General features: G+C 71.1%; 24 protein-coding genes and 1 riboswitch. Of the genes, 10 read left to right on the top strand and 14 right to left on the bottom strand.

Going from position 1 to position 24,509, the window contains the following annotated elements; genetic code table 11:
- Positions 1-127 precede the first annotated feature (127 nt).
- The gene (locus ACIBQ1_RS50150) at positions 128-451 is read right to left on the bottom strand and encodes a hypothetical protein (RefSeq protein WP_397289047.1); all 324 of its coding nucleotides are present in this window, start codon (positions 449-451) and stop codon (positions 128-130) included.
- A gap of 552 nt (positions 452-1,003) precedes the next feature.
- Between ACIBQ1_RS50150 and ACIBQ1_RS50145 the strand changes: the two genes are divergently transcribed.
- The 5 genes from ACIBQ1_RS50145 to ACIBQ1_RS50125 all read left to right on the top strand — a co-directional run bounded on the left by ACIBQ1_RS50145 (position 1,004) and on the right by ACIBQ1_RS50125 (position 5,248).
- Positions 1,004-1,228 (top strand): hypothetical protein, encoded by a 225-nt coding sequence (locus tag ACIBQ1_RS50145; protein ID WP_397289046.1) that lies wholly within the window; start codon positions 1,004-1,006, stop codon positions 1,226-1,228.
- A 289-nt stretch (positions 1,229-1,517) separates the two neighbouring features.
- Entirely contained in the window at positions 1,518-3,842 is a 2,325-nt protein-coding gene (locus ACIBQ1_RS50140; RefSeq protein WP_397289044.1) for a nitrate- and nitrite sensing domain-containing protein, read from the top strand.
- The gene (locus ACIBQ1_RS50135; RefSeq protein WP_397289042.1) at positions 3,839-4,273 is read left to right on the top strand and encodes a roadblock/LC7 domain-containing protein; all 435 of its coding nucleotides are present in this window, start codon (positions 3,839-3,841) and stop codon (positions 4,271-4,273) included. Before ACIBQ1_RS50140 ends, ACIBQ1_RS50135 begins: the two co-directional genes overlap by 4 nt.
- On the top strand, positions 4,270-4,668 hold the full coding sequence (locus tag ACIBQ1_RS50130; RefSeq protein ID WP_397289040.1) for a DUF742 domain-containing protein: 399 nt from the start codon (positions 4,270-4,272) through the stop codon (positions 4,666-4,668). Before ACIBQ1_RS50135 ends, ACIBQ1_RS50130 begins: the two co-directional genes overlap by 4 nt.
- Positions 4,649-5,248 (top strand): GTP-binding protein, encoded by a 600-nt coding sequence (locus ACIBQ1_RS50125; RefSeq protein WP_397289038.1) that lies wholly within the window; start codon positions 4,649-4,651, stop codon positions 5,246-5,248. Before ACIBQ1_RS50130 ends, ACIBQ1_RS50125 begins: the two co-directional genes overlap by 20 nt.
- Before the next feature lie 107 nt (positions 5,249-5,355).
- Here ACIBQ1_RS50125 and ACIBQ1_RS50120 read toward each other — a convergent pair whose 3' ends face one another.
- Together ACIBQ1_RS50120 and ACIBQ1_RS50115 are read right to left on the bottom strand one after the other, a co-directional pair.
- Positions 5,356-6,231 carry a M23 family metallopeptidase gene (locus tag ACIBQ1_RS50120; protein ID WP_397289036.1) on the bottom strand — a complete coding sequence of 292 codons (876 nt, stop codon included), beginning with the start codon at positions 6,229-6,231 and terminating at the stop codon, positions 5,356-5,358.
- A gap of 211 nt (positions 6,232-6,442) precedes the next feature.
- Positions 6,443-7,771 (bottom strand): aminotransferase class I/II-fold pyridoxal phosphate-dependent enzyme, encoded by a 1,329-nt coding sequence (locus tag ACIBQ1_RS50115; protein ID WP_397289034.1) that lies wholly within the window; start codon positions 7,769-7,771, stop codon positions 6,443-6,445.
- 34 nt (positions 7,772-7,805) lie between these two features.
- Here ACIBQ1_RS50115 and ACIBQ1_RS50110 point away from each other — a divergent pair, with 34 nt between their 5' ends.
- The 3 genes from ACIBQ1_RS50110 to ACIBQ1_RS50100 all read left to right on the top strand — a co-directional run bounded on the left by ACIBQ1_RS50110 (position 7,806) and on the right by ACIBQ1_RS50100 (position 11,148).
- Positions 7,806-8,429, top strand: a complete 624-nt coding sequence (locus ACIBQ1_RS50110) for an FMN-binding negative transcriptional regulator (protein WP_397289032.1) — start codon at positions 7,806-7,808, stop codon at positions 8,427-8,429.
- 102 nt (positions 8,430-8,531) lie between these two features.
- Complete coding sequence (locus tag ACIBQ1_RS50105) at positions 8,532-9,923, top strand: DNA-3-methyladenine glycosylase 2 family protein (RefSeq protein ID WP_397289030.1); 1,392 nt, start codon at positions 8,532-8,534, stop codon at positions 9,921-9,923.
- 10 nt (positions 9,924-9,933) lie between these two features.
- The gene (locus ACIBQ1_RS50100) at positions 9,934-11,148 is read left to right on the top strand and encodes an MFS transporter (RefSeq protein WP_397289028.1); all 1,215 of its coding nucleotides are present in this window, start codon (positions 9,934-9,936) and stop codon (positions 11,146-11,148) included.
- 186 nt (positions 11,149-11,334) lie between these two features.
- On the opposite strand, the gene ACIBQ1_RS50095 is transcribed toward ACIBQ1_RS50100, so the two are convergent.
- From ACIBQ1_RS50095 to ACIBQ1_RS50085, 3 genes are all read right to left on the bottom strand, one after another.
- Positions 11,335-12,051 (bottom strand): hypothetical protein, encoded by a 717-nt coding sequence (locus ACIBQ1_RS50095; protein WP_397289026.1) that lies wholly within the window; start codon positions 12,049-12,051, stop codon positions 11,335-11,337.
- Between the two features lie 62 nt (positions 12,052-12,113).
- Positions 12,114-13,481, bottom strand: a complete 1,368-nt coding sequence (locus tag ACIBQ1_RS50090) for an SUKH-4 family immunity protein (RefSeq protein WP_397289024.1) — start codon at positions 13,479-13,481, stop codon at positions 12,114-12,116.
- Positions 13,482-13,545: 64 nt separating this feature from the next.
- Positions 13,546-15,339, bottom strand: a complete 1,794-nt coding sequence (locus ACIBQ1_RS50085) for a GNAT family N-acetyltransferase (RefSeq protein WP_397289022.1) — start codon at positions 15,337-15,339, stop codon at positions 13,546-13,548.
- A gap of 62 nt (positions 15,340-15,401) precedes the next feature.
- On the opposite strand from ACIBQ1_RS50085, the gene ACIBQ1_RS50080 reads away from it, so the two are divergent.
- Positions 15,402-15,938: a helix-turn-helix domain-containing protein gene (locus ACIBQ1_RS50080; RefSeq protein WP_397289020.1), complete on the top strand. Its 537-nt coding sequence runs from the start codon at positions 15,402-15,404 to the stop codon at positions 15,936-15,938.
- A gap of 95 nt (positions 15,939-16,033) precedes the next feature.
- Here ACIBQ1_RS50080 and ACIBQ1_RS50075 read toward each other — a convergent pair whose 3' ends face one another.
- Positions 16,034-16,465: a PPOX class F420-dependent oxidoreductase gene (locus ACIBQ1_RS50075; RefSeq protein WP_397289018.1), complete on the bottom strand. Its 432-nt coding sequence runs from the start codon at positions 16,463-16,465 to the stop codon at positions 16,034-16,036.
- Positions 16,462-17,337, bottom strand: coding sequence for an NAD(P)-dependent oxidoreductase (locus ACIBQ1_RS50070; protein ID WP_397289017.1), 876 nt, complete (start codon positions 17,335-17,337; stop codon positions 16,462-16,464). Before ACIBQ1_RS50070 ends, ACIBQ1_RS50075 begins: the two co-directional genes overlap by 4 nt.
- Positions 17,338-17,386: 49 nt before the next feature.
- Here ACIBQ1_RS50070 and ACIBQ1_RS50065 point away from each other — a divergent pair, with 49 nt between their 5' ends.
- Complete coding sequence (locus tag ACIBQ1_RS50065) at positions 17,387-17,791, top strand: MerR family transcriptional regulator (protein ID WP_397289015.1); 405 nt, start codon at positions 17,387-17,389, stop codon at positions 17,789-17,791.
- Between the two features lie 52 nt (positions 17,792-17,843).
- On the opposite strand, the gene ACIBQ1_RS50060 is transcribed toward ACIBQ1_RS50065, so the two are convergent.
- The 6 genes from ACIBQ1_RS50060 to ACIBQ1_RS50035 form a co-directional block, all read right to left on the bottom strand.
- On the bottom strand, positions 17,844-18,821 hold the full coding sequence (locus tag ACIBQ1_RS50060; RefSeq protein ID WP_397289013.1) for an Acg family FMN-binding oxidoreductase: 978 nt from the start codon (positions 18,819-18,821) through the stop codon (positions 17,844-17,846).
- Positions 18,822-18,963: 142 nt separating this feature from the next.
- A riboswitch (TPP riboswitch) is annotated at positions 18,964-19,081 on the bottom strand.
- 104 nt (positions 19,082-19,185) lie between these two features.
- Positions 19,186-20,337, bottom strand: a complete 1,152-nt coding sequence (locus ACIBQ1_RS50055; RefSeq protein WP_397289011.1) for an adenosylhomocysteinase — start codon at positions 20,335-20,337, stop codon at positions 19,186-19,188.
- 17 nt (positions 20,338-20,354) lie between these two features.
- Positions 20,355-21,161 carry an HAD family hydrolase gene (locus tag ACIBQ1_RS50050; RefSeq protein WP_397289010.1) on the bottom strand — a complete coding sequence of 269 codons (807 nt, stop codon included), beginning with the start codon at positions 21,159-21,161 and terminating at the stop codon, positions 20,355-20,357.
- Positions 21,158-22,348 (bottom strand): MFS transporter, encoded by a 1,191-nt coding sequence (locus ACIBQ1_RS50045; protein ID WP_397289008.1) that lies wholly within the window; start codon positions 22,346-22,348, stop codon positions 21,158-21,160. Before ACIBQ1_RS50045 ends, ACIBQ1_RS50050 begins: the two co-directional genes overlap by 4 nt.
- Before the next feature lie 3 nt (positions 22,349-22,351).
- Entirely contained in the window at positions 22,352-23,326 is a 975-nt protein-coding gene (locus ACIBQ1_RS50040; RefSeq protein ID WP_397289006.1) for an HD domain-containing protein, read from the bottom strand.
- Positions 23,323-24,483 (bottom strand): NAD(P)-dependent oxidoreductase, encoded by a 1,161-nt coding sequence (locus ACIBQ1_RS50035; RefSeq protein WP_397289004.1) that lies wholly within the window; start codon positions 24,481-24,483, stop codon positions 23,323-23,325. The genes ACIBQ1_RS50040 and ACIBQ1_RS50035 overlap by 4 nt, the downstream gene beginning before the upstream one ends.
- Between the last annotated feature and the right edge of the window lie 26 nt (positions 24,484-24,509).

Genomic DNA, 24,509 nt, shown 5'->3' with positions numbered 1-24,509 from the left:
CGTCGGGAGCAATGGAGCAGGCCATCGCCCGGGGCGGCAGAGCCCCGGTCATCCACCCTTGGCTGCTCCATTGTTCCCCGACGCCGATATCGTCCACCGTTTCACCTGGCGTCGAGCTGACGTGACGTCACTCGGCCGACGAGGTGTCCTCGGACTCAGACCAGTCAGGGGTCTTGACGTCGTGGTGGATTGGGTGGTGGTGGCGGATCATGGGCTCCCTGCGGAACCTGTTGAGGTTGCGGTTGTGGTTGTCCACGATGACCCTGACGTGCTGACGCTGCCAGATGGGCCGGGGAACGAAGACCGGCTTCTCGTGGCTGACGACCTTGGGCGCGGCCTGCTGCACCACGCGTGTCACCTTGCGCGGTGTGGGCTGCGGCGGGCCGCCGGCATCGACGGCGGGCAAGCCCGCGCTCGCCGTGGCCGTGCCCTGGCCCATTGGAAGGAGCATGGAACCGGCGATCGCGCCGGTAATAGCTACTGCCGCGAGCAGGCCACGGTGTGGCGCTCGCGTCCGCCGACTGTTGGTATTCACGTGCTCTCGTTTCCGTTCATGGATAGATCGGTGCGGAACCTGGCATCCGCCACTTCGCGGACACTCAGATGGAACCGGACATACCCATACAGATATTCTCAGTTACCTCCTTAATCCCAAATAGCGCGTCAAAGCCCAAGCGTGTTATGCAATCACGATTTTTGTGTTTAAGCGCATCCGTCACACAGGCCCCAGCTCGCCGAGGTGATGAAAGGTTCGGGGTCACCGGCCTTCCCCGCGCCGCCGAGCCCCAGTTCAGCGCGGATCCGCGAGCGCGACGGAGCCCGGGCTCGTTGGCTGATGGCTCCCGGCCGGATCGGCTCGCACGCAGCGAAACCGTGAACGTAGCCACGTCAGGGATCGGCCGGAAAGTCAGCGCTGACGTCACAACCCCTGACCCGCTGACACGACCGTCCGCGTACTCATCGCCGCGGATAACGCCACATCTCGGAGAACGGGAAGACACCCGTGCGACATGTCACCTCTTTTCGCCGACGGTTGAGACTGCCGGCCGCAGCCGTCGCCGCGCTGTTGACGGCCGGTGTCGGCGCGGCCGGGACGCACGCCGCGTCCGCGATCACGACCGGATGCCAGGTCACCTACACGGTGACCAACCAGTGGCCAGGCGGCTTCGGCGCAAACGTCAGCGTTGACTCGGTGCAGGCCGCCATCGTCGCCGCCGGCTACAAGTGAACCGACCGCCGCCCCCGGCACGTACCCGGGGGCAGCGAAGCAGGAGCTTTCGGGTAAACCAGCGGGACAAAGCCGGGTCTTTCGGCCCAACTGCCGTATGGCTACTATCAGGCACCTATCGCCTACTTGGGTGATTGTCGTCGTAGACACACCGATCGGTGAGGAGAGTGTCCTGCACGTGGCTGGATGGGGCAGGCTCGGGCGACGGCGAACGAAATCCCTGGGCGACGGAAGCGAGTCATCCGGGCCGCGACGACTGGCCGGTGTTCGCCGGCTGCCGTTGCGTACCGTGCTGCTCATCATCGTGTTCGTACCGAGTCTGACCTTCACGCCGCTGCTGGCCTCGGGCATGTTCCAGCTGTCCTCCCAGTGGCGGGCGGAGAAGGTCCAGATGGATCTCGCCACCAAGACCGTCGGCGCACCCGCGGCCGACCTGTTCTTCAGCCTCGACAAGGAACGGCGGCTGACCGCGGAGACGCAGGCCGACCCCGGCGGCAGCGCCCCCGGCAAGCTCGCCAAGCAGCGCGCGGTGACCGACCAGGCCGTGAACGCCTTCAGTCCGCTGACGGCCCTGGACACCAGCAAGGGGCCGGAGGGGCTCACCGAAGCCATCGCCCGTACGGACCGCAGCCTCAACCTCCTCGACGAGCAGCGCCGGGCGGTGGACGCCGGTTGGGCCAGCGCGCAGAAGGCGTTCGACTACTACAGCGGGGTCCTGGAGTCGGACCTGCGCGTGTTGACCGCCCTCAGCCACACCGACGAGGGCCAGGTCAACAGCAAGTCGCAGACCCTGGTCGACCTCTTCTGGGTCGTCGACATGATCGGCCGCGAGGACGCCGTCCTGGCCCGCGGCTGGAAGAACGGGCGCCTGACGAGGGACGAGTACGACCTCGTCACGAACGCCATCGGCACCAGGAAGCACCTCCTGCAGTCCCAGGTGATCCCCAACCTCACAGGCGACGAGACCCGCTACGAATCGCTGATGACCGGCAAGGCGTGGGTGGCCATGACCGCGCTGGAGGAGCGGCTGGCACCCTCGGGGAGCAACCAGGTGACAGTGCGCGGGGACAGCGCCGAGTGGCGCTCCTCGGTGGACGCGGTCAGCGCGCAGGTGATCGAGCTCCTGCGCCTCCGGCTCGACAACGTCAGCAAGATCGGCTACGGCCACGCCGACATGCTCTTCGTGATCTTCATCAGCATCACCAGCGTGGGCCTGCTCGCCCTGGGTCTGGTGATCTTCACCAGCTGGCGGCTCACCTCCATCCTTCGCCGCCGCATCCTCCACCTGCGCCATGACGCGCAGGAGCTCCAGGAGCGGCTGCCCAAGGTGGTCGCCCGGCTGGAGCGCGGCGAGGAGGTGGACGTGGACGCGGAAGTCCACATGCTCGAACCCACCCCCGACGAGCTCGGCGAGCTGGGCCAGGCCCTGAACCTGGCCAGCCGCAGCGCCGTCTTCACCGCCGTGCGGCAGGCCGAGCAGCACCGCGGCTTCCAGCGCATGCTCCAGCGCATCGCCCGCCGTACCCAGATCCTCATCGGCCTCCAGCTGAAGAAGCTCGACGAGCTGGAACGCCGGCACGAGGACCCCGAGGTGCTGGAGGGCCTGTTCGACCTCGACCACCTCACCGCCCGGCTGCGCCGCTACGAGGAGAACCTCGTGATCCTCGGCGGCGGGCAGCCGCAGCGCCGCTGGCGCAAGCCGGTGCACCTGCTCAACGTGCTGCGCGCCGCGCAGGGGGAGGTCCAGGACTACCGGCGGATCTCGATCGACGTCGAGGGCGGGTCCTGGGTGACCGAGCGCGCGGTGGGACCGCTGGTCCACGTCCTGGCGGAGCTCATGGAGAACGCCACCACCTTCTCCAAGCCGCAGACCCCCGTCGAGGTGCGGGCCGCACCGGTCAGCCGGGGCGTCGCCGTGGAGATCGAGGACCGCGGCCTGGGCATGGAACCCGAGGAGTACGCCGCCGCCAACGCCCTGATGAAGTCGCCGCCGCAGCTCGATGTCATGACCCACGCCGACGACGTGCGGCTCGGCCTGTACGTGGTCGCCCGCCTCGCCGCGAGCCTGGGCCTGCAGGTGGAGCTGCGATCGTCGGCCTTCGGCGGCACCCGTGTCATCGTGCTGATCCCGGATGCGCTGGTCGTCGACCGCCCCCGTACGGTGCCCGAAGAGGCGCCCCCGGCCCCGGCCCCCTCCCCGGCTCCGGCACCGGCTCCGGAAGCGACCGCCCCGCGGCCTCGCCCGCGGGAAGAGCCGGTGGCTCCCCCCGGGGACGGGCAGTTGCCGACGCGCTCCAGGGGCCGCGCGATGGCCTACGTGACGGCGCCCTCCGGGATCCCGGACCGGGACGACGCGCCCTCGTCGTCCGGCCGCCCACCGCTGCCCCAGCGGGTACGTCAGGCCAACCTGGTCACCGAGCTCAAGGTCCCGGCGGACAGGGATGAGCAGGCCGAACAGGAGACCTGGGCCCTACGCGATCAGCCCGGCCGATCCAGTGCGACAATCGGCGCGTTCCAGAGGCAGTCTCGGAGGCGCCGTACCGGTGACGACGCCTTCCAGCCTGGGACGGACGGATCCCCCGAGCCCGGCTCCCCTACGACGGAAGATCGATGATGACGCAGCGAACCACCGCCACCAACCGCGACCTGGACTGGCTCCTGGACGGCCTGGTCGATCAGGTCGCGGGCACCCGGCACGCCATCGTGCTGTCCGACGACGGGCTGGTGATCAGCCGGTCCCGGACCATCGAACGCTCTGACGCCGAGCGCCTCGCCGCGATCGCCACCGGCCAGCAGAGCCTGGCGCGCGGTGTCGGGCAGCTCTTCAGTGGCGGGCCGGTCCAGCAGGTCATCATCGAGATGGCCGAGCTGTGGCTGTTCATCACGACCGCGGGCCGCGGCACCCACCTGGCCGTGGTCGCCTCCCAGGAGGTCGACGCCGAGCTGATGAGCGTCGCGATGCACACCCTGATCCAGCAGGTCGGCCAGAAGCTGGGGACCGGCGCACGCACCCCGCAGGCCGACGACGCGGGGAGACGCGGATGAAACACTGGACTGAGGGGTTCGACGACGATGACGCCGACGAGCCCCTTGTCCGCCCCTATACGATCACCGGCGGACGGACCGCCCCCGAGCGGGACGACCTCACGCTGATCACCCTGGTGACCTCGATTTCCCACGTCTCTCCACAAACCGGACGCGGTCGGCGGCGACTGCAGCCGGAGCACCGCACCATCTTCGATCTGTGCGAGCGGCCTCTGGCGGTGGCCGAGGTCGCCTCGGCGCTGAACCTCCCGGTTTCAGTGACCAAGATCCTCATTGGCGATCTGATCGAGAACGGTCAGATGCGGGCCCGGCCACCGCTGGCCTTCGCCCAGGCGGGCGGTCTTCCCGATGTGACAATTCTTGAGGCGGTGAGGGATGGCTTACGCAAGCTCTGACCACGGGGACGCCGCTCCCCTGGCAGTGAAGATCCTTATCGCCGGTGGTTTCGGCGTCGGAAAGACGACCCTGGTCGGCGCGGTGAGCGAGGTCGCCCCGCTGCGTACGGAGGAGTACCTGACCCATGCCAGCGTCGGCGTCGACGACCTGGAAGGCGTGAGCGGCAAGTCCACCACCACCGTCGCGCTGGACTTCGGCCGCATCACCATCAACAGCGAGCTGGTGCTCTACCTGTTCGGCACCCCCGGGCAGGAACGTTTCTGGTTCATGTGGAACGACCTCGTCAACGGGGCGATGGGCGCGGTCGTCCTGGTCGACACCCGCCGGCTGGACGTCAGCTTCGCCTCGATCGACTTCTTCGAGAGCCGCGGCATCCCGTTCGTCGTCGGCGTCAACTGCTTCCACGGCGTCAAGGACCGGACGCAGGAGGAGATCCGCAAGGCGCTCGACCTCGATCCGCAGGTGCCGCTGGTGCTCTGCGACGCCCGCGACCGGGGCGCGGCCCGCGACGTGCTGCTCGCGCTCATCGACCACCTGATGGCCACCCGGGCCCGCACCGCGCCGCACCCCGTGGCCTGACCTCTCACGCCGTCGCCAGGGGCGGCCGGCGGTCAGGTGGACAACGGCCCCGGAAAGACGTTTGGCCACTCCCCTTCGTTCGGGAAGTGGCCATTCGCGTCGTGCTCCTAGCCGCAGTGTTCGAAGCCGCTGGTGTACGAGCTGCTGCCGACCGAGCCGCCCCACTTGACGCACTGCGAGGCCGCGTCGCGCCGCACCGGGCCCGCGTAATAGTCGTAACTACCCGAGTCGGTCGTCCGGCTTTCTCCTTCCGGCTCCAGGAAGGCCGACATCGCCGACGCGGTGCCGAGGTTGGTCGTCTTCAGCGTCGCGACGCAGTTGTAGCCGTTGCTCGAGTTGTAGAGCAGATACGTGCGGCCACCGGTGAGCGCGGCCGAGTCGATGACCGAGTAGCCGCTGCCGCAGACCTCCTCCGGGGTGTAGGGGTTGCCGCCGCAGGAGTTGGTGCTCGTGATGGCCTTCTTCTGGCCCAGGGACACGGTCACGCCTTCCACGACCGGGCTGGTGTCCACCGCACCGCTGGAGGTCCGCTGTTCGTAGTGCAGGTGCGGCGCGTTCGAGCCGCCCGTCGAACCGACGGTCCCGATCACGGTGCCCTGGCTGACGCTCAACGTGCTGCCGGCCGACCTCACCATGCTCGCCAGGTGGGCGTAGCGGGTCCTGGTGCCGTCACTGTGGCGGACCTCCACCCACTTGCCGTAGCTCGTGCTTCCCGCGTCGCTGAAGTACGCGGTGCCGGCGGCGGTGGCTCGCACCGTTTCGCCGTCGATGTCGTCGCCCCCGTAGTCCTGCCAGTCGATGGAGCCCGACGGGTTGTGGGTGGGGGTCCAGTTGTTGGCGTAGAAGGTCTTGCCGCAGTTGAACGGGCTCTTGTGCGTCACGGCCAGGACACCGGCGTCCTGTGCCGAGGCGGACTGGGGAATCAGCGCTGTCGCGAGAGCGACTAACAGGGCAGTGATCGCGGGCCTGATGGTTGTGGGCATGGTCACCTCTCTGAACAGGGTGCGTATGGGGGGATACGGTCAGGCGCCCAGTTCCTTCGATGTCGATGAGCCTCATGGAGACATGTGTTCGACATCTCACCGCCCGTGGGGGGAGGGCGGGTCGATCATGAACATATCCCTGAAAGATCTCTTCATCAATCTCTACAAACATGAAATTTTGCGGCTTTTAACACCACCATCCCGGCTGCTGCTAGCCGTACCGGCCGTTTGAGACCGGGCGTAGTGCGGTAGTGAGGTCGTCCGCGAGCCCGTCTATCTCGTCGGCGGCCAGGGTCGAGACGGTGAGGCGGATCGCGTGTGGGGTGGCGAGGCGGTTGCGGGCTCCGGGGGCGACGGCCCAGCCGCGGGCGAGCAGGCGGGTGATCGCGGTGGTCTCGTCCGGGACGGGCACCCACACGTTGAGCCCGGTGCGCCCGTGCGCGGGGATGCCGCGCGCCGCCAGTGCCGTCACCAGGCCGTCCCTGCGCCGCGCGTACGAGGCCGCCACCGCCGCCGTGTCCACCGCGTCCGTACGCCAGAGGTACGCGACGGCGCGTTGCAGCAGGTGGCTGACCCAGCCCGCGGCCAGGCGCTGGCGGCCGCGCAGCCGGCCGAGCGTGACCGGGTCGCCGGTGATGAGGGCGACGCGCAGGTCGGGCCCGAACGCCTTGGCCGTCGAACGCGTGAGGACCCAGCGCTGCGTGACCCCCGTCAACGAGTGCAGCGGGAGATCCACGAACCCCGACCCGTGGTCGTCCTCAATGAGCAGCACCCCCGGGAACGCCCCCAGCACCTCGCGCAGGGCTCCGGCCCGTTCGGAGGAGACGGCGGCGCCGGTCGGGTTCTGGGCGCGGGCGGTGATCACGACGGCTCGGACCCCGGACCGCAGAGCCCGGCCGAGTTCCTCGGGCAGCGGGCCCTCGTCGTCCACCCGCATCGGCACGGGACGCAGCCCCATGACGCCGACCAGGTCGAGCAGGGCCGTCCAGCCCGGATCCTCCACGGCCACCGCGTCGCCGGGGCGCAGCTGAGCGGCCAGCACGCGCTCGACCGCGTCGAGGGTGCCCGAGGTGATCGCCAGCGGGCCGGTCGGTACGCCGTCCGCGCGCATGCGCTCCCCGGCCAGCGCGATCAGCTCCTCGTCGTCGCCCGTCCCGTACATGGCGGGCCGCTCCTCGTGCGCGCGGGCCGCGGCGGCGAGGGCGTCGCCCAGGGGCGGCAGCAGGGCCGGGTCGGGGTTGCCCTTGGACAGGTCGCGCGCGCCAGGAGGCACCTCGATGCGGATCTCCTCCCGGAACGTGCTGGCCGGGCGCGGCCTGATCCGGGTGCCGCGCCGCCCGGCGGTCTCGATGACGCCGCGCTCGCGCAGCAGCCGGTACGCCGCCGCCGCCGTGTTGGGGCTGACCCCGGTCAGGGAGGCCAGCTCGCGCACCGGAGGGAGCATCGCGCCTGGTGACAGCCGCCCCTCCGACACGGCGGCCTCGACCCCGGCCGCAATCTCGCTGGCAGTCCCACCCGCTATCAGGTATTTTTCTGGCACAAAACCTATTATGTACTAATACAAAGAGGTACAGGTGCTCATTCATCCTTGGGACGCGGCCCACGACGGCGACGAATGGCGGACCTGGCTGCGAACGCGCGACTTCGGGCAGCTCGCCGCGAACGGCGTGGACGGCGGCCCACCGGTCGTGGTGCCGACGCATTTCCTGTTCGACGGCAGCGAGATCGTGCTCCACCTGGCCAGGCCGAACCCGATCTGGCCCGCCCTGGAGGCCAATCCGGCCGTGGTGGTGACCGTGCACGACGACTACGCCTACATCCCGTCGGGCTGGCGCTCCGACACCCCGGAGAACGGCGTGCCGACCAGCTACTACGCCGCGGCGCAGCTCACCTGCCGGGCCCGGATCGTGGACGGCAAGGAGGGCAAGGCCGAGATCCTGCGCCGCCAGCTGGCCCACCACGAGCCCGACGGCGGGCACGGCGAGGTGGCCGCGGACGCGGGGCCGTACCGCAAGATGTTCTCGGCGATCCGGGGGCTGCGGCTGGAGGTGGTGGACGTGCGGGCCAAGTTCAAGTACGACGACCACCGGCCGGTCGAGTTCCGCGAGCGGATCGCGGACGGGCTCGCCGAGCGGGACCTGCCGGGGGACGCGGGCGCGCGGGCGCAGCAGCTCAGACGGATGTCCGGCGGACGGTGAAGCGCGGCCCCGCCGGCGGGTAGAGCTCGTCGCCGCCGCCCTGATCCTTGATGTCCGATTTCCACTAGTGGGCGCGGCCGGGAAACCGGAAGAGTGAGTCGCATGCTCACAGACGAAGACGCGTATTCCGTGCTCAGAAGCCGCGACGGCCGGTTCGACGGCCGGTTCTTCGTCGCCGTCGTGACCACCGGCGTCTTCTGCCGCCCGAGCTGCCCGGCCGCCCTCCCCAAGCGCGAGAACGTCCGCTTCTACCCGTCCTCCGCGGCCGCCCTGGAGGCGGGCTTCCGCTCCTGCAAGCGCTGCCGCCCGGACACCGCCCCCGGCTCCCCCGAGTGGAACGTTCGGGCGGACGTGGTCGGCCGCGCGATGCAACTCATCGCCGACGGCCTCGTGGACCGCGAGGGAGTGGCCGGTCTGGCCGCCCGGCTCGGTTACAGCGAACGCCAGCTGCACCGCCAGCTCACCGCCGACCTGGGCGCGGGCCCGCAGGCCCTGGCCCGGGCCCAGCGGGCGGCCACGGCCAGAACGCTCCTGGAGAGCACGGACCTGCCCGCGAGCGAGATAGCGTTCGCGGCCGGCTTCCCTTCGATCCGCCAGTTCAACGACACGGTTCGCAAGGTCTACGGCACCACGCCCACCGCCCTTCGGGGCACGCCCGCCGCCGGCCGCCCGCCCGGCGCGGTCCGGCTGCGCCTCGCCTACCGCCCGCCCCTGGACCTGCCGGCCCTGTTCTCCTGTCTGGCCGCCCGTGCGATCCCGGGCCTGGAGGACGCCACCGCCCACCACTACCGCCGTTCCCTGGCCCTCCCGCACGGCCTCGGCGTCGTCACGCTGCGCCCCGCGAGCACGTACGTCTCCTGCGAGCTCCACCTGGAGGACCTGAAGGACCTGGCGGCGGCGGCCCGCCGCTGCCGCCGCCTCCTGGACCTGGACGCCGACCCCCGCGACATCGCCGACCACCTGGCCCGCGACCCGCTCCTCGCCGGCGTGGTGGCGCGGGCTCCCGGCAGGCGCGTGCCCGGCCATGTGGACGCGGCCGAGATGGCGATCCGCGCGATCCTGAACGAGGAAACCCCCGCCGGCAGATCCCGGCTCGCCCACCTGGTCCGCACCTACGGCACCCCGCTCCCCGATCCACCGGCCGGCCAGGTCACCCACGCCTTCCCGCGCATGGAGGCGCTGGCGAGCTCCGGCGCGCCGCCCCCGGTCACCTCCCTGGCCCGCGCGTTGACCTCCGGCACCCTCCGTCTCGGCCCCGAAGCCGATCGCGACCAGATCGAACGCGAGCTCCTGGCCCTGCCGGGCATGGAGGCGGAGGCCGTGGCGCGGATCCGCATGCGAGCCCTCGGCGACCCCGACGTCTTCCTCCCCACCGACCCGGCCGTGCGGGAGGGCTTGCGCGGCCTCGGGCTGACGGCCGAAGACGCGGACCGTTGGCGCCCCTGGCGCTCGTACGCGATGCAGCACCTGAGCACGCCTTGGCCTCCCTCCTAAGGAATCGTTCGTGTCGACCTACTTGTCCCTCCTCAGGAACAGGCGTGACTTCCGCAGCCTCTGGCTGGGCGCGTCCGTCTCCGTGATGGGCGACAGCATGACGTTCGTGGCCCTGTCCTGGCTCGTCCTCGCCCAGCCCGGCGGAACGGCGAAGCTGGGCCTCCTGGCCGTCTGCTACACCGCCCCCGTCCTGGTCGGCGGCCTGGTCGCGGGGCCGCTGCTCGATCGGTTCGACAAGCGGGCAGCGCTGATCGCCGACAGCGTGCTGCGCGGCGCCGCCGTCGGGTCCATCCCCCTCACGGCAGCGGTCTCGACCGTGCCCACCTGGCTCCCGTTCCTCGTCGCCGCCCTCTACGGCCTGCTGAAGATGGTCCCCATGGCGGCGGTCCCGGCCGCCATCCCCGACCTGGTCGGCCCGCGGGAACGCGACGCCGCCAACGCCCTCGAATCCGTGAGCTACTCGTTGTCCGGCATCATCGGCTTCACCCTGGCCGCCCCGCTCCTGAGCACCGTGGGCCCGGCGAACATCCTGGCTCTGGACGCCGCCACCTACGCCTGCTTCGCCGTGGCCGTGACCCTGATCCGCCGCCCCCTGCGCCCGCACGAGAAGCCGGAGCCCCGGGCCAGGCCCGAGCCGGTCTTTCGCGACAGGGTCCTCATCGGCACCACGCTGGCCTTCATGGCCTTCAACATCGCCGAGGGCGCGCTGACCATGGTGGTCGCCCCATGGCTGGCCAAGGAGCAGCTTCCGGGCAACGGCGCCGCCCTCGCGCTCCTCATGGCCGCGCTGTCAGCCGGTGAGCTCCTGGGCGGGTTCGCGGCGGGGGCCTGGCGGCCGAGAATCGACAGGCTGGTCGCGATCGCCGTGGTGGAGCTGGTGGCGGCGGCGGGGTTCGTGGCGGTGCTGGGGGCCCCTGACTGGATCCCGGTGGTCGCCGGCTTCCTGATCATCGGCATGTTCAGCGCGCCCATGACCGTCTGGGCGCAGTCGCTGCGCATGGAGCGTATCCCGCCGTCCCAGCGGGGCCGGGTCTTCGGCGTCTTCCGCACGATGATGCAGGCCACCCCGCCCGTCGGTGCCGCCGCGGTCACCCCGTTGCTGGTGGCGGGCGATCTGGCCGGGGCCGTGATCCTGATGACCGCTCTGGCGGCCCTCCCCGCCCTCGCCCTGCTGCTCGTACGCGAGGACCGCCGGTTGTGGATAACCCGATCCTCCTGTGGATAACCACCCCCGTACGGGCCCTCACCAGGGGTGCCGGAGACCGGCGCCCCGGGAGGGCCGCAGCACGCGTGAACGCTGGAAAACCAGGGCTTTGCGCTGCATACCACAGCTCGGGACGCCCTCGGCCCGGCTGTCCACCGGCCTGCGCACACACCTGTGGATGAACGCCTCTCAGCCGGCCCGCGACGGTCACCAGTTCCAGTACGAGCGCGCCTCGGCCACCCAGGCCTTCGGGAAGTACTGCTGGATCTTGAACGCCATGCCGAGACCGCGGGCGATGTACTGGTCGCGGTCCAGTTTCCGGGTGATCGGCTTACCCGGCGCGCCCTTGTTGTCCCACCAGGACTCCCACTGCTTGATGCAGGTCTTCCCGCTCAGGTACTGGTTCGAGCAGGGCGCGGGCGGCGACCAGATCTGGGTGTGGCCGAAGTCGATGACCTTCCCCGACGACTTCTCGGTGATGGTCCCCCACGCCTTGAGGCAGTACCCCTGTGGGGGAATGTCCCACTTCACGTAGTGCTGCGGGCCCGACGTGGCGAACGTACGCAGGTCGCCGCACTTGGCGTCGCCGATCTGCTCCTTGGTCACCCTGACCGTGTAGTACGTGCCGTTGCCCCGCCATCCGTCCAGCATCAGCCAGTCGCCGTCGCGCGCGAACTTCTCCGCGGAGTCCGGCGGCCACTTCTTCGGATCGCCCCAGCTGACCTCCGAGCTCGTGGACGACAGGGGCTTCCAGGTCCACTGCCCGGCCGCCTGCCCGTCGGCCCAGTACTGTCCGGCGCTGCGCTCGGCGAACTGGGAGTACTGGCCGTAGTCCTCCCCCGCCCGAGCCGGGCCGGCCACCCCCGCGAGCACCGTGATCATCGCCGCGCCGGTGGCGAGCATTCCCCTCTTCTGGATCTCCACCGGCAGCACGCTACAGAGCCCCGCGACGCGCGCCGGCTCACATCGAAAATCTTCGAAACGCCCTACGCCTTCGAGGCCGGGCGGAGGAGGAACGCGGTGCTCTCGTGTTCGGGAACCTCGACCGCGAGCCCGGTGCCGGCCAGGGCCTCCGCGATCAGGTCCCGGTCGCCGACCCACTGCAGGACCAGCTCATCCACCAGGTCGCCGTACGCGTCGAAGCTCGCCGTGTGCGACTGCGTCGTCCAGAAGACGGCCCTGGGCGGCTGCCCGGCCTCGGCGGCCGCCTCGTGGACCTGCTGCCAGGCGCCGGAGGCGGTCGGCCAGAGGTCGGGCTCGGCGAGGTAACCGTGCGCGGCCAGCCGGTCGAAGGCCGCCGCGATCCTGCACAGGTCGGACGACCGGTCGGCGGCCAGGCAGGTCACGACCCCTTCCTCCGGCTTGTTCCGGCCGTGGACCGTGGCGATGAGCGAGTCCATCAGGGCCTCGCTGTGCCTGGCCAGCGCATCCTCGTCCATCTCCAGCAGCGCGTCATAGTCGTCCTCCTGACCCGCCTGACCGGGAACGGAGACCACCAGACCCTCACGGGCGAAGGCCGCCTGGATGTTGGAGGGCAGCCCGCCCCGCCACGCGAGCGGCACGTCGTCGGCCAGCACGCCCTCCGGGGTGAAGTGGTCGGCGCACGGGCTCAGCAGGCCGCTGGTCTCGGTGTCGGACGCGAAGCGCTGGGCGTCGACGATCTGCCAGCCCTCGTGCTCCAACCGGCTCAGCGCCCGGTCGAAGCCCTCGCGCTGCGTGCCGCGCGGCACGACGGCCTCCTCGGACTCGACCAGCTTGGACAGCGTGCCGGCGACCTCGGCACGGCGCTGTTCGAGGAACGCGCGGGTCTCGGAGATGACGTTCCGGCGCATCAGGGTGTCCATCACCATCGACCACCAGGCTTCGGCTTCGCTGAAGGCGTCCGGGTCCAGCTCCTTGAGCGAGAGCCACAACTTCTCCGTGTAGCTCTGGCCGTCGTCCGCGGATTCGCCGTTCAACGCCTGCTGGCGCAGCCTGAGCCGGTAGAGGAATTCGACGAACTTCGCGAGGGAGCTGTTGACCTGCTCCGCCTGCGGCGTCTCGTCCATCGACAGCAGGCCGACGACGCCGGCGCGGATGTCGAGGAAGTAGCGCATGCCCGAGTCTCCCGACGTGCCGCCGAGCGTGAGGACGTTGACGTCCCCGCCCGGCGTCCTGAACACGACGAGCGAGCCCACCCGCGGTTCGTCGGCGACGAACGTGGTGAACGCCTGGTCGGCGCGCACCGGCAGCCCGACCTCGGAGAGGATCCGGGTGTCCTCCTCCGACAGCCCCTTCTCGCGGCACTGTTCGACGTCCATCAGCAACAGGCCCTCGTCACCGAAAGCCTCGACCATCTCTTCGTGCGTGACCACGATTCAACACCCCGACGTCAGACCCTGGGATCAAGTTCCCCCAAGGGTAGGGGATCTTTACGGATCAGACGGTACGTTCCCAGCGGACCTCCCCCTCGTGCCACCGGTCCGTGGCACGCAAACCGGCCGCGGTGGCGACGGCGGCCGAGGCCGCGTGGTCGGGGTGGATGTGCGCGACGATCGTGTCGATGCCCTCCCGCACGAGCCGGTCGACCAGGGCCTGGGCGGACGCGGTGGCCAGGCCGCGGCCCTGCCACGGCGTGCCGATCACCCAGGCGATCTCGGCGGTCCGGCCGTCGATCGTGGCCTGCACGTACCCGACCAGCCGCTCTTCCTCCCGCGACCAGACCACCCAGTTGCGCCACCCGGGCGGCCCGGCGACCAGCCGCTCGTAGCGGGCGCGCAGCTCCGGCGCGGTCAGCGGGGCACCGCCGGTGAACGCGTGCAGCCGCGGGTCCGCCAGCACGACGGCCATCTCGTCGGCGTGCTCCGGGCGCAAGGGGATGAGGACGAGGGCGGGAGCCTCGATGGGGTCGGTCAAGGGCCTGTACTGGGAGAACGACTCCCGCACGTCGTGGGGCGCGTGGGCGACGGCGTCGCGGTCGGGTTCCGCGGCGGTGACGCGGGGGAGGTGGACGACGATGTCGTACGCGTCCAGCGGGCTCTGCTCGGCGTGGTAGGCGCCGTAACGCTGCTGGGTGACGGCCTGGACCGCGACGGTGTCGGCCGGCGACAGCCGTCGCAGGTCGGTCGCGAAGGGGGCGGCGCAGGTCGCGGCCATGAGCGCGTCGAGGCTGCCGGGCTGGGGTGGCTCCTCCAGGTCCGTGAAGAACGTGCCGGTGTGGAAGCCGGGCCCCGTGTTGAGGGTCTGGCCGCCGCCCGAGGTCGTGCCGATGACCAGGCAGCCCGCGCCCAGCCGATCGGCGAGGTGCATGCCCATCGGGGTCATCGCGGGCACGCCGGGCATGGCGTGCGGCCATCGCTGGACGTGGCCGTTGTGGGCGGCGACGACGATGCGGTCCTCGCGGCGCAGTATCCACTCGACCGTGTCCGCGATGGCGGCGTCGCGGCAGGTCATCACCCCCTGGTGATCGCCACGGACCATTTGGCGGAGCATCGCGTCCAGGGTGACCGTGAGGTCCATGAACCGCAGCGCCCGCTCGTACGCCTCGGCGGTCGTCCGCCGCCGGTAGTCCAGGCGGCGGCCCGTCATTCGTGCCGCGAGATCGGCGAGGCCGGCCGTCAACGCGTCCCTGCGTTCGGGCGGGAGGCTCCCGTAGGCGGAGACGGCCGCGGGCGCGGAGAACGCGGACGTGGCCGCGAAGGCGGCGGCCGTCTCGCGGAGGCCCTGGTCGACCTGGAACTCCGGATCCGCCTGCGCGAGATAGGCGATCACGGCGTCCAACCCGGGCAGCAACGACACCATCGAGCCGGGCAGGTCGATGCCGTAGAAGCCGACGGGGTCCGCGGCGGTGCGATTGTGCTGCCGCATCCACTCCAGATGGTCGCGCATCGGCGTCCACAACCCCATCAGCGAGGTCATGCCGTTCGCCAGCACGTCGCCGAGCCGCTCGCCGCCGCCCCGGACCCAGCCGTCGGCCAGCCATCCTTCGACGAATCCCGACTCCATCGCGTACGCGCTGAACCCGTGCCGCTCGACCAGGTAGCGCAGCAGGCGATGGCGGAGCCGGTAGAACTCGCGGTTGTAGTGCGCGCTCTCGCCGATCATCACCACGCGCGCGTCGCCGATCGCCTGGTCCAGCCACGCGAGGTCGTCCAGCGGAGCGGCCGGATCCAGCGTGGACAGCGGGATCACCGCCTCGTCACTCAGCCGGACCTGCTCCGTCGAAGGTGTCATTCCCGCTCCTCGGGTTGCTTTCCCAACTTTGGTAACGGTACCAGATATGGGAACATAGCAGCGTGGACACCGTTGACCTGCTCCTTCATCCAGTCCGGCTGCGCATCGTGCACGCCATGTCCGGCGGGCGTACCCAGACCACCTCCGAGCTGTGCGCCCGGCTCCCCGACGTGCCCAAGACCACCGTGTACCGGCACGTAGGCCTGCTGGCCGAGGCGGGAGTGCTGGAGGTCGCCGACGAGCAGCGCGTGCACGGCGCCGTCGAGCGCCACTACCGGCTGCGCCGGGAGCGCACGGTGATCGACGCGGACGCGGCCGCTTCGATGTCCGTGGACGATCACCGTCAGGGGTTCGCCGCGGCCATGGCCGCGCTGCTCGCCGAGTTCAACACCTACCTCGACCGGGACGGAGCCGACCCGAGCGCTGACATCGTGGGCTACCGGCAGGGCACGTACTGGCTCACCCGGGAGGAGCTCACCGAGCTGATCGACGCGCTGCGCGAGGTCCTCCTGTCGAAGGCGGGCAACGCGCCCGCGCCGGGCCGCAGCCCGCACCTGATCAGCACGGTCTTCTTCCCTTCTGAGCGATCCGGCCATTAGCCCACACCGTTCAGGACCGGCTGGGGCAGGGGCGCGTGGGGCAGGGGCGCGCCCCAATGCCGCCGAGGTCATGGAAGCGGCGAGATGGCCGCCGGTCAGCGGATCCTGGCGCCGTACACGTGCTCGACCGCCATCGTCATGAGCACCCTGCGGTCGGACACCATCACCGACCGGTACTCCTCCCAGTCCGGGTGCTCCCCCGCGGCACGGCGGTAGTAGTCCACCAGGGCCTCGACCTCGGGCCCCCGGGGGTCGGCGCCCGGTCCCGTGAGTGTCACCGTGCCCTCGGCGGTGGCCCACGACCAGCCGTCGGGGCTGGTGACCTCCAGCGCGGCCCGCGGGTCCCGGCGCAGGTTCGCCGTCTTGGCCCGCCCCTCGGTCATCGAGACGTAGACGATCTCGGCCTCCCGGTCGTAGAAGGGCATGACGGGGGAGAGCTGGGGGCGGCCGTCCGACTTGATCGTCGCGAGGACGCCCAGCCGGCTCTCCGCGAGCAGCGTGCGCGGGTCGTACGGTGCGGCGCTCATGAGACCTTGCGGAACTGCTCGATCATCGCCGCGTAGCCGTCGCCGCCGCGCCCGTCGGCCACGGCCCGGCCGGTCAGGGCCTTGATGAACCTCGGAAGCTCGGCGCTGACGCCGAGGGACTCGCTCTCGTCGATGAGGTGGTCCATCGCGGCCAGGTGGGTGTCGATGGTGGAGTCGAGGGCCGGGTACGCGCCGTCGTCGATCTGCTCGGCGTAGGCCGCCAGCCAGCCGTTCACGATGTCGACGCCCTTGCTCGCGAGCGGGGCGAACGCCCTGGCGTCCACCCCCGCCGCGCCGAGCAGGGCGGCGCCCTGCAGGAAGCCGTTCAGGACGTTCCACATCAGGCTCAGCACGGCCATCTCGTGCAGCGCCGACAGGGTGTGGTCGTCGCCGAGGTACGTCGTTCCAGAACCGAGGCTCCTGAGGACCGGCTCGTACTGCTCGAAGACCGACCGCGGCCCGCTGTAGGTGACAACGGCGTCCGCCCCGATCTCCGCGGGGACGGCCATGATCGCGCCGTCGAGGTACGCGGCGCCGTGCCGCGCCGCCCACTCGGCGCTCTCGCGGGCGCCCGACGACGTACCCGATCCCAGGTTCACCAGGGCCCGGCCGTCGAAAGCCTCGCCCAGCGGGTCGAGGAGCCGGTGCGCGGCGTCGTAGTCCGTGACGCAGACGATCACGAGCGAGCCGGCCGCGACGGCGTCGCCGACCGAGTCGGCGAGCTTCGCGCCCTGGGCCACGAGCTGGTCGGCCTTGGCCGCCGTACGGTTCCACACGGTCGTGGGATGCCCGTCGCGCAGGAACGCCCCGGCCAGCGCCTGGCCCATCAGTCCGAGGCCGATGACGGTCACGGGAGTGTTGTTGGTGGTCATGGCAGAATCCTCAACGTTCATACCGGTATGAAGGTCAAGGGGGAGCGACATGCTGATCGGCGAGTTGAGCCGGCAGACCGGGATTAACACGCATCAGCTGCGTTACTACGAGGCCCAGGGCTTGCTGGAGCCCGGCCGCGGCGCCAACGGCTACCGCGAGTACGGCGACGACGCCGTCCTGACCGTGGCCCAGATCCGGAGGCTGCTCGAAGCCGGGCTGTCGACCCAGGAGATCGCGTACCTGCTGCCCTGCGCCACCGGCACGGCCCCCGACCTGGAGCCCTGCCCCGAGCTCCTGGACACCCTGCGAGCGCGCCTGCACGGCCTGGACGAGCACATCGACACGCTCGCCCGCTCCCGCCAGGCCCTCCACGACTACATCGAGACCACCGAACAGCGGGTGTCGGAGTATTACCGGGGATGCGAGATCGAGGAACTCCGTCCCATGAGCTGAGCGAGCGCGTCGGCCAGGCCCTCGTCCGTGGCGTCGGCCGCGGTGCCGGTTCTCACATCACGACCTCGGACAGGTTGCGGCGGACCGACGGTTTGTCGTCGAAGGTGACGCCGAGCCGCATGATCATCTGCGGGTACTCGTCCGAGCAGAGCTCGTGCCGCAGGAACTCGCGCAGCAGGTCCATCTCCAGCGCCTGGGTGTGGAAGGCGGCGCTGACCCCGTACGCGGAGGCGTGCAGCAGGATGTGCTGCAGCGCCTGCCCGGCGTCGATCCACTCCCGGCGGCTGTCGCCCCGCGTGGTGAGCAGCGCCACGACCCCGACGGACGCCGCCGCTCGCTGGTCGGCCTGGCTGCCCCAGTCGTGCTGCCAGGCGTAGTCACGCTGCGGGAAGTCCGGATCGGTCCGTACGGCCTGACGCGGGTAGCCCTCCGCCGGAACCCCGTCCCTGCGGCTGCTGCCGGGCGGCTGCCCCCAGCGGATCATCTCCAGGGTGAAGCGACGGTTCTGCGCCTGCACGCCCTGCGCGGCCTGGGTGAGCGAGGCGACGACCCGCAACGCCTCCGGGGAGCGGATGGGCGTCAGCTTGGCGCCGTGCTCCATGGCCGCGCGGACCAGCCGCTCGACCAGTTCGTCCGGCACCGGCACCTCGGCGAAGCCCGCCCGGTGGGTGCGACGGCACTCGATCTCACCGCCGAGAGCCTTGGTCGCCTCGTCGGTATGCGTCTCGCCGCCCGGCTTGAGCGTGGCGAGCAACGACGGGCGGTCCGGGTCCGGCAGGGTGCGCACCTCCGGCTCGAAGCCCTCGCACCGCATCGCCGTACGCATGTTGAACAGGGCAGCACCGCAACTGATCAGCAGTTCCCGGCCCGAGGCGTCGCCGGCGCGCAGCCTCCGGTCCGGGTCGGCCCGCAGGCTGATCTCCTCCCCGGACACCGAGAACGTCCAGGGCTGCGTGTTGTGCACGGACGGCGCCCAGCGCGCCGCCTCCAGCGCCACACCGAGCGCGTGCTTCACCGAGAGAACGGCCATGACACCCACCTCCGCCTCCAGCGCATCACGCCCGGGACGGTTCCGGTCAGGGTCGAAGGTCCCCGGCCGCCAGGGCCGTCGGCCCTCTGCCGTGGGAGTCTGCTGGGGGGAGTCTGCTGGGGGGAGTCGCAGCACATGGCGAAGACCTGTGAGGCGCTCTCCCTTCGCCGGCATGGTCCGGATCAGGTGGCTAGGGGTCGCCGGTTCGTCCTTCGACTCTCCGGCCTCTCAGCCTTTCCTTCGCTCCCCCGAAGAGGCTCTCGGGTCGGGCTCCCTCGCTCGTCTCACAGGCCTAATAACAACTTCTCGCCGCCCGGATCGCCCCGCCAGGGACGAAAGTCCTTCACTTTCGGGACCAATGGCCCTAGCCAATCCGGTTGGCAAGGGTCACGTAGGCGTGCGCCACCTTCGCGTCGATGTCACGGGGGACGGGGACGACGCACTGATCGACCGGTACGAGCCCGCCTGCGATGGACTCCAGACAGCGTGCCTGGAGCGTGAATCCGAGATCCATCGATTCCACCGAGTTTCCCAGCGGGCGCGGGCCGGAGAGGTTGACCATGTGCCCGCCGGTGAGCACGTGAACGCGCCTCCCGTCGCCGAGGACGAGGCTCGTGACGCCTTCCGTCGGCTCCGCGGAGCCGACCACGTCGGGATGGCCCAGGAGGTCGGCCATGTCGATCTCCCACGGGACATGACCGGCGTTGGCCAGGATCGCGCCGTCGGACAGCAGGCGGAGGTCGGCTCCGGTGAGGACGCGCGCGGCGCCGGTGACGGTCACGACGAGCTCGGCGGACGAGATCGCCCGCTCCCGCTCCGGCACCGCGAAGCCGTCGAGCAGCGCGTTGAGCCGCCGTACCGGATCCGTGTCGAGCACGGAGACGAGGGCACGGGCGCGGCCGAAGTTGCCGGCGACGCCGCGTCCGCAGGGTCCGTAGCCGACGACCGTGACCCGGAGCCCGTTCGTGGCCCGGTTGGTGATGCGCATGAAGGACTCGAGCACGCTCTGGCCCACCGCATGCTCGTTCTCGGCGAACTGCTTGATCGGGCTGTCGTTGATCACCAGGAGCGGCCGCGCGATGCGGTCGCGCAGCGGCAGCAGTCTCGCCCGCCCCGAGGTGGTCTCCTCGGTCCCGCCCAGCAGCGAATCGTACGGCTCCTCCAGGAACCGGGCGAACAGCTCCCCGCCGTTGTCGAGGATGAGATCCGGCCGGCAGGCGAGGACCTCGCGCAGGTGGGCCGCGTGGATCTCCGGGTCGCCGGTGCGCTCGCCGACGACGTTGACGCCTTGGTCCCTCAGCACGGCCACCGTCTCCTGCTGGGTGGTCATCAGGTTGCCGGTGGCGACGATCTGCGCCCCGCCCTGCCGCAGCGTGAGGAGGAGGGTGGCGGTCTTCGGCTCCAGATGGATGGCCGCGCCGATCGTCAGGCCGGCAAACGGACGGGTCCGGGCGAATTCCTCGGCGGTCTCGGCCAGCAGGCGGCAGCTGCCGAGCACCCACTCCATCCGCGCCATGAGCTCCTCCGGTCTCGTCAGCCGATCGTTCTCCTGAGCAGGATGGCGTGGATCAGGGAGGCCACGCCATCGTCGTCGTTGCTGGGGAGCAGGATCCGGGCGGCCGCCTTGACCTCGGGGTGCGCGTTGGCGACGGCCGCGGGCAGCCCGGCCTTCCTGAGCATGGGGAGGTCGTTGGGCATGTCCCCCACCGCGGCCGTGGCGGCAAGGGGGACTCTCCGGTGCGCGGCCGCCCATCGCAGGGCCTCGCCCTTGTTCGCGCGCTCCGGCGAGATCTCCAGGAAGTGCATGGTCGAGAAGGTCGCCCGGACTCCGGTGACCGTCCCGAACGCGTCGGCGAGCTGGGGCGCCGAGAGCCCAGGGTGAGCCACGAGCACCTTGACCACCCGGTTGCCGCGGGTGACCCGGCCGATGAGGTCGGCCGACACGTCATGGGGCCAGCAGCCGGGCACCAGGTCCGCGAAGCCGGGTTGCAGGACGAGCTCGCGCTCCGTGTCGATGCCCAGGACCGCGCCCCGGACGGACCGTCCGGCCCAGGCGAAGACCTGCTCGACCTGGCCGGCGGTGAAGCAGTGGTCGAACAGCACCCGGCCGGCGCGGGTGTCCCACATCACCGCGCCGTTGCTGCAGGCGATCAGGCCCTGGATGCCGGCCTCCAGAGCCCAGTCCAGGGCGTCCCGGGTGGGCCGCCCGGTGGCGACCATGACCTGGAGACCGGCGGCGCGGGCCTCGGCCAGCGCCGCCCTGGTGTCGGGGCTGAGGCCACCGGCGCTGGTGAGCAGGACCCCGTCCAGGTCCGTGCAGACCAGCTGGATCCGGGTCACGCGGCGGCCCTCGCGGCGTCGGCGTCCCGGACCACGAGGCTGCGCTGCCCGGCCGCCAGGACCACGGCGCCCACGGCGATGCTCAGCACCCCGACGGAAGCGGCCTGCGACTCCGTGGCGTGTTCCAGGATGACCCCCGCCGCGCTCGACCCCAGGGCGGTTCCCGCCGTCATCAACGTGACCAGCCAGGCGAACGCCTCGGTGACCGTGCCGACCGGCGCGAGCTTTCCGACCAGCACGAACGCGGCCGTCAGCACGGGCGCGAGGAAGAGCCCGGTGAGGATCATGATGGCGGCCATGTAGGGCGGGGACGGCACCAGGCACAGCAGCGCGTACGCGGCGGCCAGGCCGACGGTCAGCAGCAGCGTGCGCCGCGGGGGCGAGGAGGTCCAGCGCACGGCCCCGTAGCCGAGGCCGCCGATCAGCGCGCCGAGGGCGTTCAACGCCAGCAGCGTGGGCGCCCCGCCCACCATGTCGTGGTGCTCCGCGTAGAAGACCACCAGGACGTTGAGGCCGCCGATGGCGGCGCCGACCCCGGTCAGGCTCACCAGCAGGACGGCCAGACCGCGGCTGCGCAGCGGCCCGAGCCAGTCGGGCGACCGGACCGGCGCCTTCCACCTGCGGGTGGGCGATGCGGTGGCGACCACGAGCACTCCCAGCAGCCCCAGCAGCGCCCCCACCCACAGGGCTCCCACCGGCGAGTCGGCCGCCACGCAGCCGGCCACGACCAGGGGACCGCCGACGAAGACCAGCTCCTGGGAGGCCGAGTCCATGGCGTAGGCCGACTCAAGCCGAGCGGCCGGCACCAGATCGGGCCACAGCACCCTCAGGCAGGGCTCCAGCGGCGGGGTGGCCGCCCCCGCGAGAACGGCGCCCGCGAGGACGACCGCGGGCTCGGAGGGAGCCAGCGCGATCGCGATCAGGCCCAGGCCGGCCGCGACCGCGGCCGGCACCAGGACGCGGACCTGGCCGGCCCGGTCCACCAGCCGGCCGAGCAGCGGACCGCCGCCGGCGGCGGCGATGGCGAAGCCTCCGGCAGCCAGGCCGACGTAGTCGTAGCTCGCGCCCACCTCCCGCAGGACCAGCGGGATCGCCAGCGCCGCCATCGCGCTGGGCAGCCTGCCGACCAGCGTCCCCAGCAGCAGCCGTGTCACGTACGGGGCCTGGAGCAGGCTCGCGTAACTCATTACTCAATCCCCCGTCTCGCCCCACAGGTGCAGATGGAGCGCCACCGGTTGGTTCTTTCGCAGTTGCACCTCGATGTCCCCGGCACCGCTGATCTGGTGGCTCGGCCCGCCGTCGGCCAGGTCGATCCAGGTCCAGGCGCCGTCGGAACCGGCCGGCGCGTCCGGCAGGTCGACCGCCGCCACCTGGCCCCGGTCGTCGAAGGTCAGCCGGACCTGCCCGCGGAAGCTGACCCGGACGACCGGCTCGTCGGCGTCACCGCGGGGCCCCTCCACCGACAGGAACCGGGTGCGCGCGTCCCACTGGACCCGCGGCCCGGGGCCAGGGGCCTGCCCCCTGTCCCACTCGGATCGGAACCCGGCGGCGAACCGGTGCAGCAGCAGCGCACGGTCGGCCGCCAGCCGGCGGGCGGGCTCGGTGAGCATGTCCTGCTCCAACCGGATCAGCTTCTCGTAGAGGTGGGCCAGCACCGATGAGGTCTCGCCCTCCTGGTAGACCTCCTTGAGAGCCGTTCCCGGGTCCCACAGCGGCTCGCCGAGCAACCCGCCGTAGGCGAAGGCACGGCCGATGCCGATGGCTCCCATCGCGTCGAGATTGTCGGCGTCGTGCACCGCCGCGGCGACCGCGCACCGATCGTCGAGCTCCTCGTCGGCGAAGCGGTAGCGGCCGGTCAGCTCGACCGCCCGCAAGATGGGCGGATGCCACTCTTGCGGCACTCCGCACTCCTCCAGCACGCGCAGCACCGCGCCGCAGGCGTCCTCGGGGCGGATGGGCCGCCGGTCCTGTCTGGCCTCCTCCACCCGGTGGTAGTCGTGAACGTACGCGGCCACCCGCGCGATGCGGGGGTCGGCGCCCGTCCGGGCCGCGATCTCCCCCGCCAAGGCGGCGACCCGGTCGACGTGGCCGATGTCGTGGGCCGGGTCGGCGGTCGCGAAGTCGACGACCACGCGGGCCCGTACCTTCTCGGGAATCGCGTTCACCGCTGTCCGTACTCCTCACGCCAGCGCTGCGCCAGCTCACGCTGCATCTGCGGGTTGAGGCGGTGCAGGCCCGGCTCCCAGGTCTGCCGGGCCAGCTCGCGCGTGCACAGGTACAGCTCCGTGTAGACCAGGTCGAGGACGGATCCGAGGATGCTCTGCTCCATGAAGTTCACGGGCTTGCCGTCGTTGAGCAGATAGACCGTACGGCCGGCCGCCCGCAGCTCAAGCACCTCGTCGACCTCGACCAGGCTGGACGCGGCGCGGCGCATACCCTCGACGTCGAACTCGACCTGCTTGGAGCTTCCGCTGGCCAGGACGACCCCGTCGCGCAGCCGTGGCAGGTCGCCCGCGGTGAGGGCACGGTGGCCCGAGACGCCGACGATCACCTCGGCCCAGGAGAGCAGGTCCTCGCGCGCGCCCACGCGGAATCCGTGCACCACGGCGGCCGACATCCGGATGTCGTCGGGGTCGTAGACGGCGACCTGGACCCCCGTGCGCCGAAGGTGCTCGGCCAGGGCCGTGCCTATCCCGCCGTAGCCGAGCACGAGGACGCGGCGTTCGCTCAGGAGGCGGTAGAAGCGCAGCCGCAGCAGTCGTTCGACGCTGTAGGCCACCGACCGCCCGACCTGGACGTCTTCGAGTGCCTTGAGCGGGCTGTCGGCGATGGTGAAGACCGGCAGGGGGAGCGGCGCGGCGCGTTCGTACTGCCACTGACCTTGCTTGGTGTCCTCCACGATGCCGCGGAAGCGCGGCACCCCGGCCAGAGCTCCGACCGCGCCGGCGCAGTATCCGCCGACCTCCTGGATCATCACGGGCGAGTCGCCCTGCCGCGCGGCCCTCCGGGCGGCGGCGACCGCCATGGCCCCGACCTCCTCGATCGAGGCGGGCATGCTCAGCGGAAGATCGTCCAGCAGCGACAGCGCCTCCTGCCGGGCGCTGTAAGGCACCGGCACGACCTGGGCGAGCTCGGTGGACCGGCTCAGCAGCCGCACGTACGGGACCGCGGTGTCGAGCAGGTGCGTGATCAGGACCGTGCGTACGGGCGGCATCGGCCAGTCGGCCTGGGCACTGCGCAGCACGGGCAGGTCGCCCGCCCGCGATGCGTGCCCGGCGCCGGCGCGTGCAGCCGCAGATTCCCGTTCGACAACGGATGTCATGGGAAGTCCTCCCCAGAGAGATGGAA

The organism is Nonomuraea sp. NPDC050153 (assembly GCF_044460125.1).
Classification (GTDB): domain Bacteria; phylum Actinomycetota; class Actinomycetes; order Streptosporangiales; family Streptosporangiaceae; genus Nonomuraea.
This window is presented reverse-complemented; position numbering and strand designations above follow the sequence as displayed.

Excerpts from the sequence above, each read along its gene's own strand:
- ACIBQ1_RS50150 (WP_397289047.1), bottom strand. The coding sequence starts at position 451 with ATGCTCCTTCCAATGGGCCAGGGCACGGCCACGGCGAGCGCGGGCTTG.
- ACIBQ1_RS50135 (WP_397289042.1), top strand. The coding sequence starts at position 3,839 with ATGATGACGCAGCGAACCACCGCCACCAACCGCGACCTGGACTGGCTC.
- ACIBQ1_RS50130 (WP_397289040.1), top strand. The coding sequence starts at position 4,270 with ATGAAACACTGGACTGAGGGGTTCGACGACGATGACGCCGACGAGCCC.
- ACIBQ1_RS50125 (WP_397289038.1), top strand. The coding sequence starts at position 4,649 with ATGGCTTACGCAAGCTCTGACCACGGGGACGCCGCTCCCCTGGCAGTG.
- ACIBQ1_RS50120 (WP_397289036.1), bottom strand. The coding sequence starts at position 6,231 with ATGCCCACAACCATCAGGCCCGCGATCACTGCCCTGTTAGTCGCTCTC.
- ACIBQ1_RS50105 (WP_397289030.1), top strand. The coding sequence starts at position 8,532 with ATGCTCACAGACGAAGACGCGTATTCCGTGCTCAGAAGCCGCGACGGC.
- ACIBQ1_RS50085 (WP_397289022.1), bottom strand. The coding sequence starts at position 15,339 with ATGACACCTTCGACGGAGCAGGTCCGGCTGAGTGACGAGGCGGTGATC.
- ACIBQ1_RS50075 (WP_397289018.1), bottom strand. The coding sequence starts at position 16,465 with ATGAGCGCCGCACCGTACGACCCGCGCACGCTGCTCGCGGAGAGCCGG.
- ACIBQ1_RS50070 (WP_397289017.1), bottom strand. The coding sequence starts at position 17,337 with ATGACCACCAACAACACTCCCGTGACCGTCATCGGCCTCGGACTGATG.
- ACIBQ1_RS50065 (WP_397289015.1), top strand. The coding sequence starts at position 17,387 with ATGCTGATCGGCGAGTTGAGCCGGCAGACCGGGATTAACACGCATCAG.
- ACIBQ1_RS50060 (WP_397289013.1), bottom strand. The coding sequence starts at position 18,821 with ATGGCCGTTCTCTCGGTGAAGCACGCGCTCGGTGTGGCGCTGGAGGCG.
- ACIBQ1_RS50055 (WP_397289011.1), bottom strand. The coding sequence starts at position 20,337 with ATGGCGCGGATGGAGTGGGTGCTCGGCAGCTGCCGCCTGCTGGCCGAG.
- ACIBQ1_RS50045 (WP_397289008.1), bottom strand. The coding sequence starts at position 22,348 with ATGAGTTACGCGAGCCTGCTCCAGGCCCCGTACGTGACACGGCTGCTG.
- ACIBQ1_RS50035 (WP_397289004.1), bottom strand. The coding sequence starts at position 24,483 with ATGACATCCGTTGTCGAACGGGAATCTGCGGCTGCACGCGCCGGCGCC.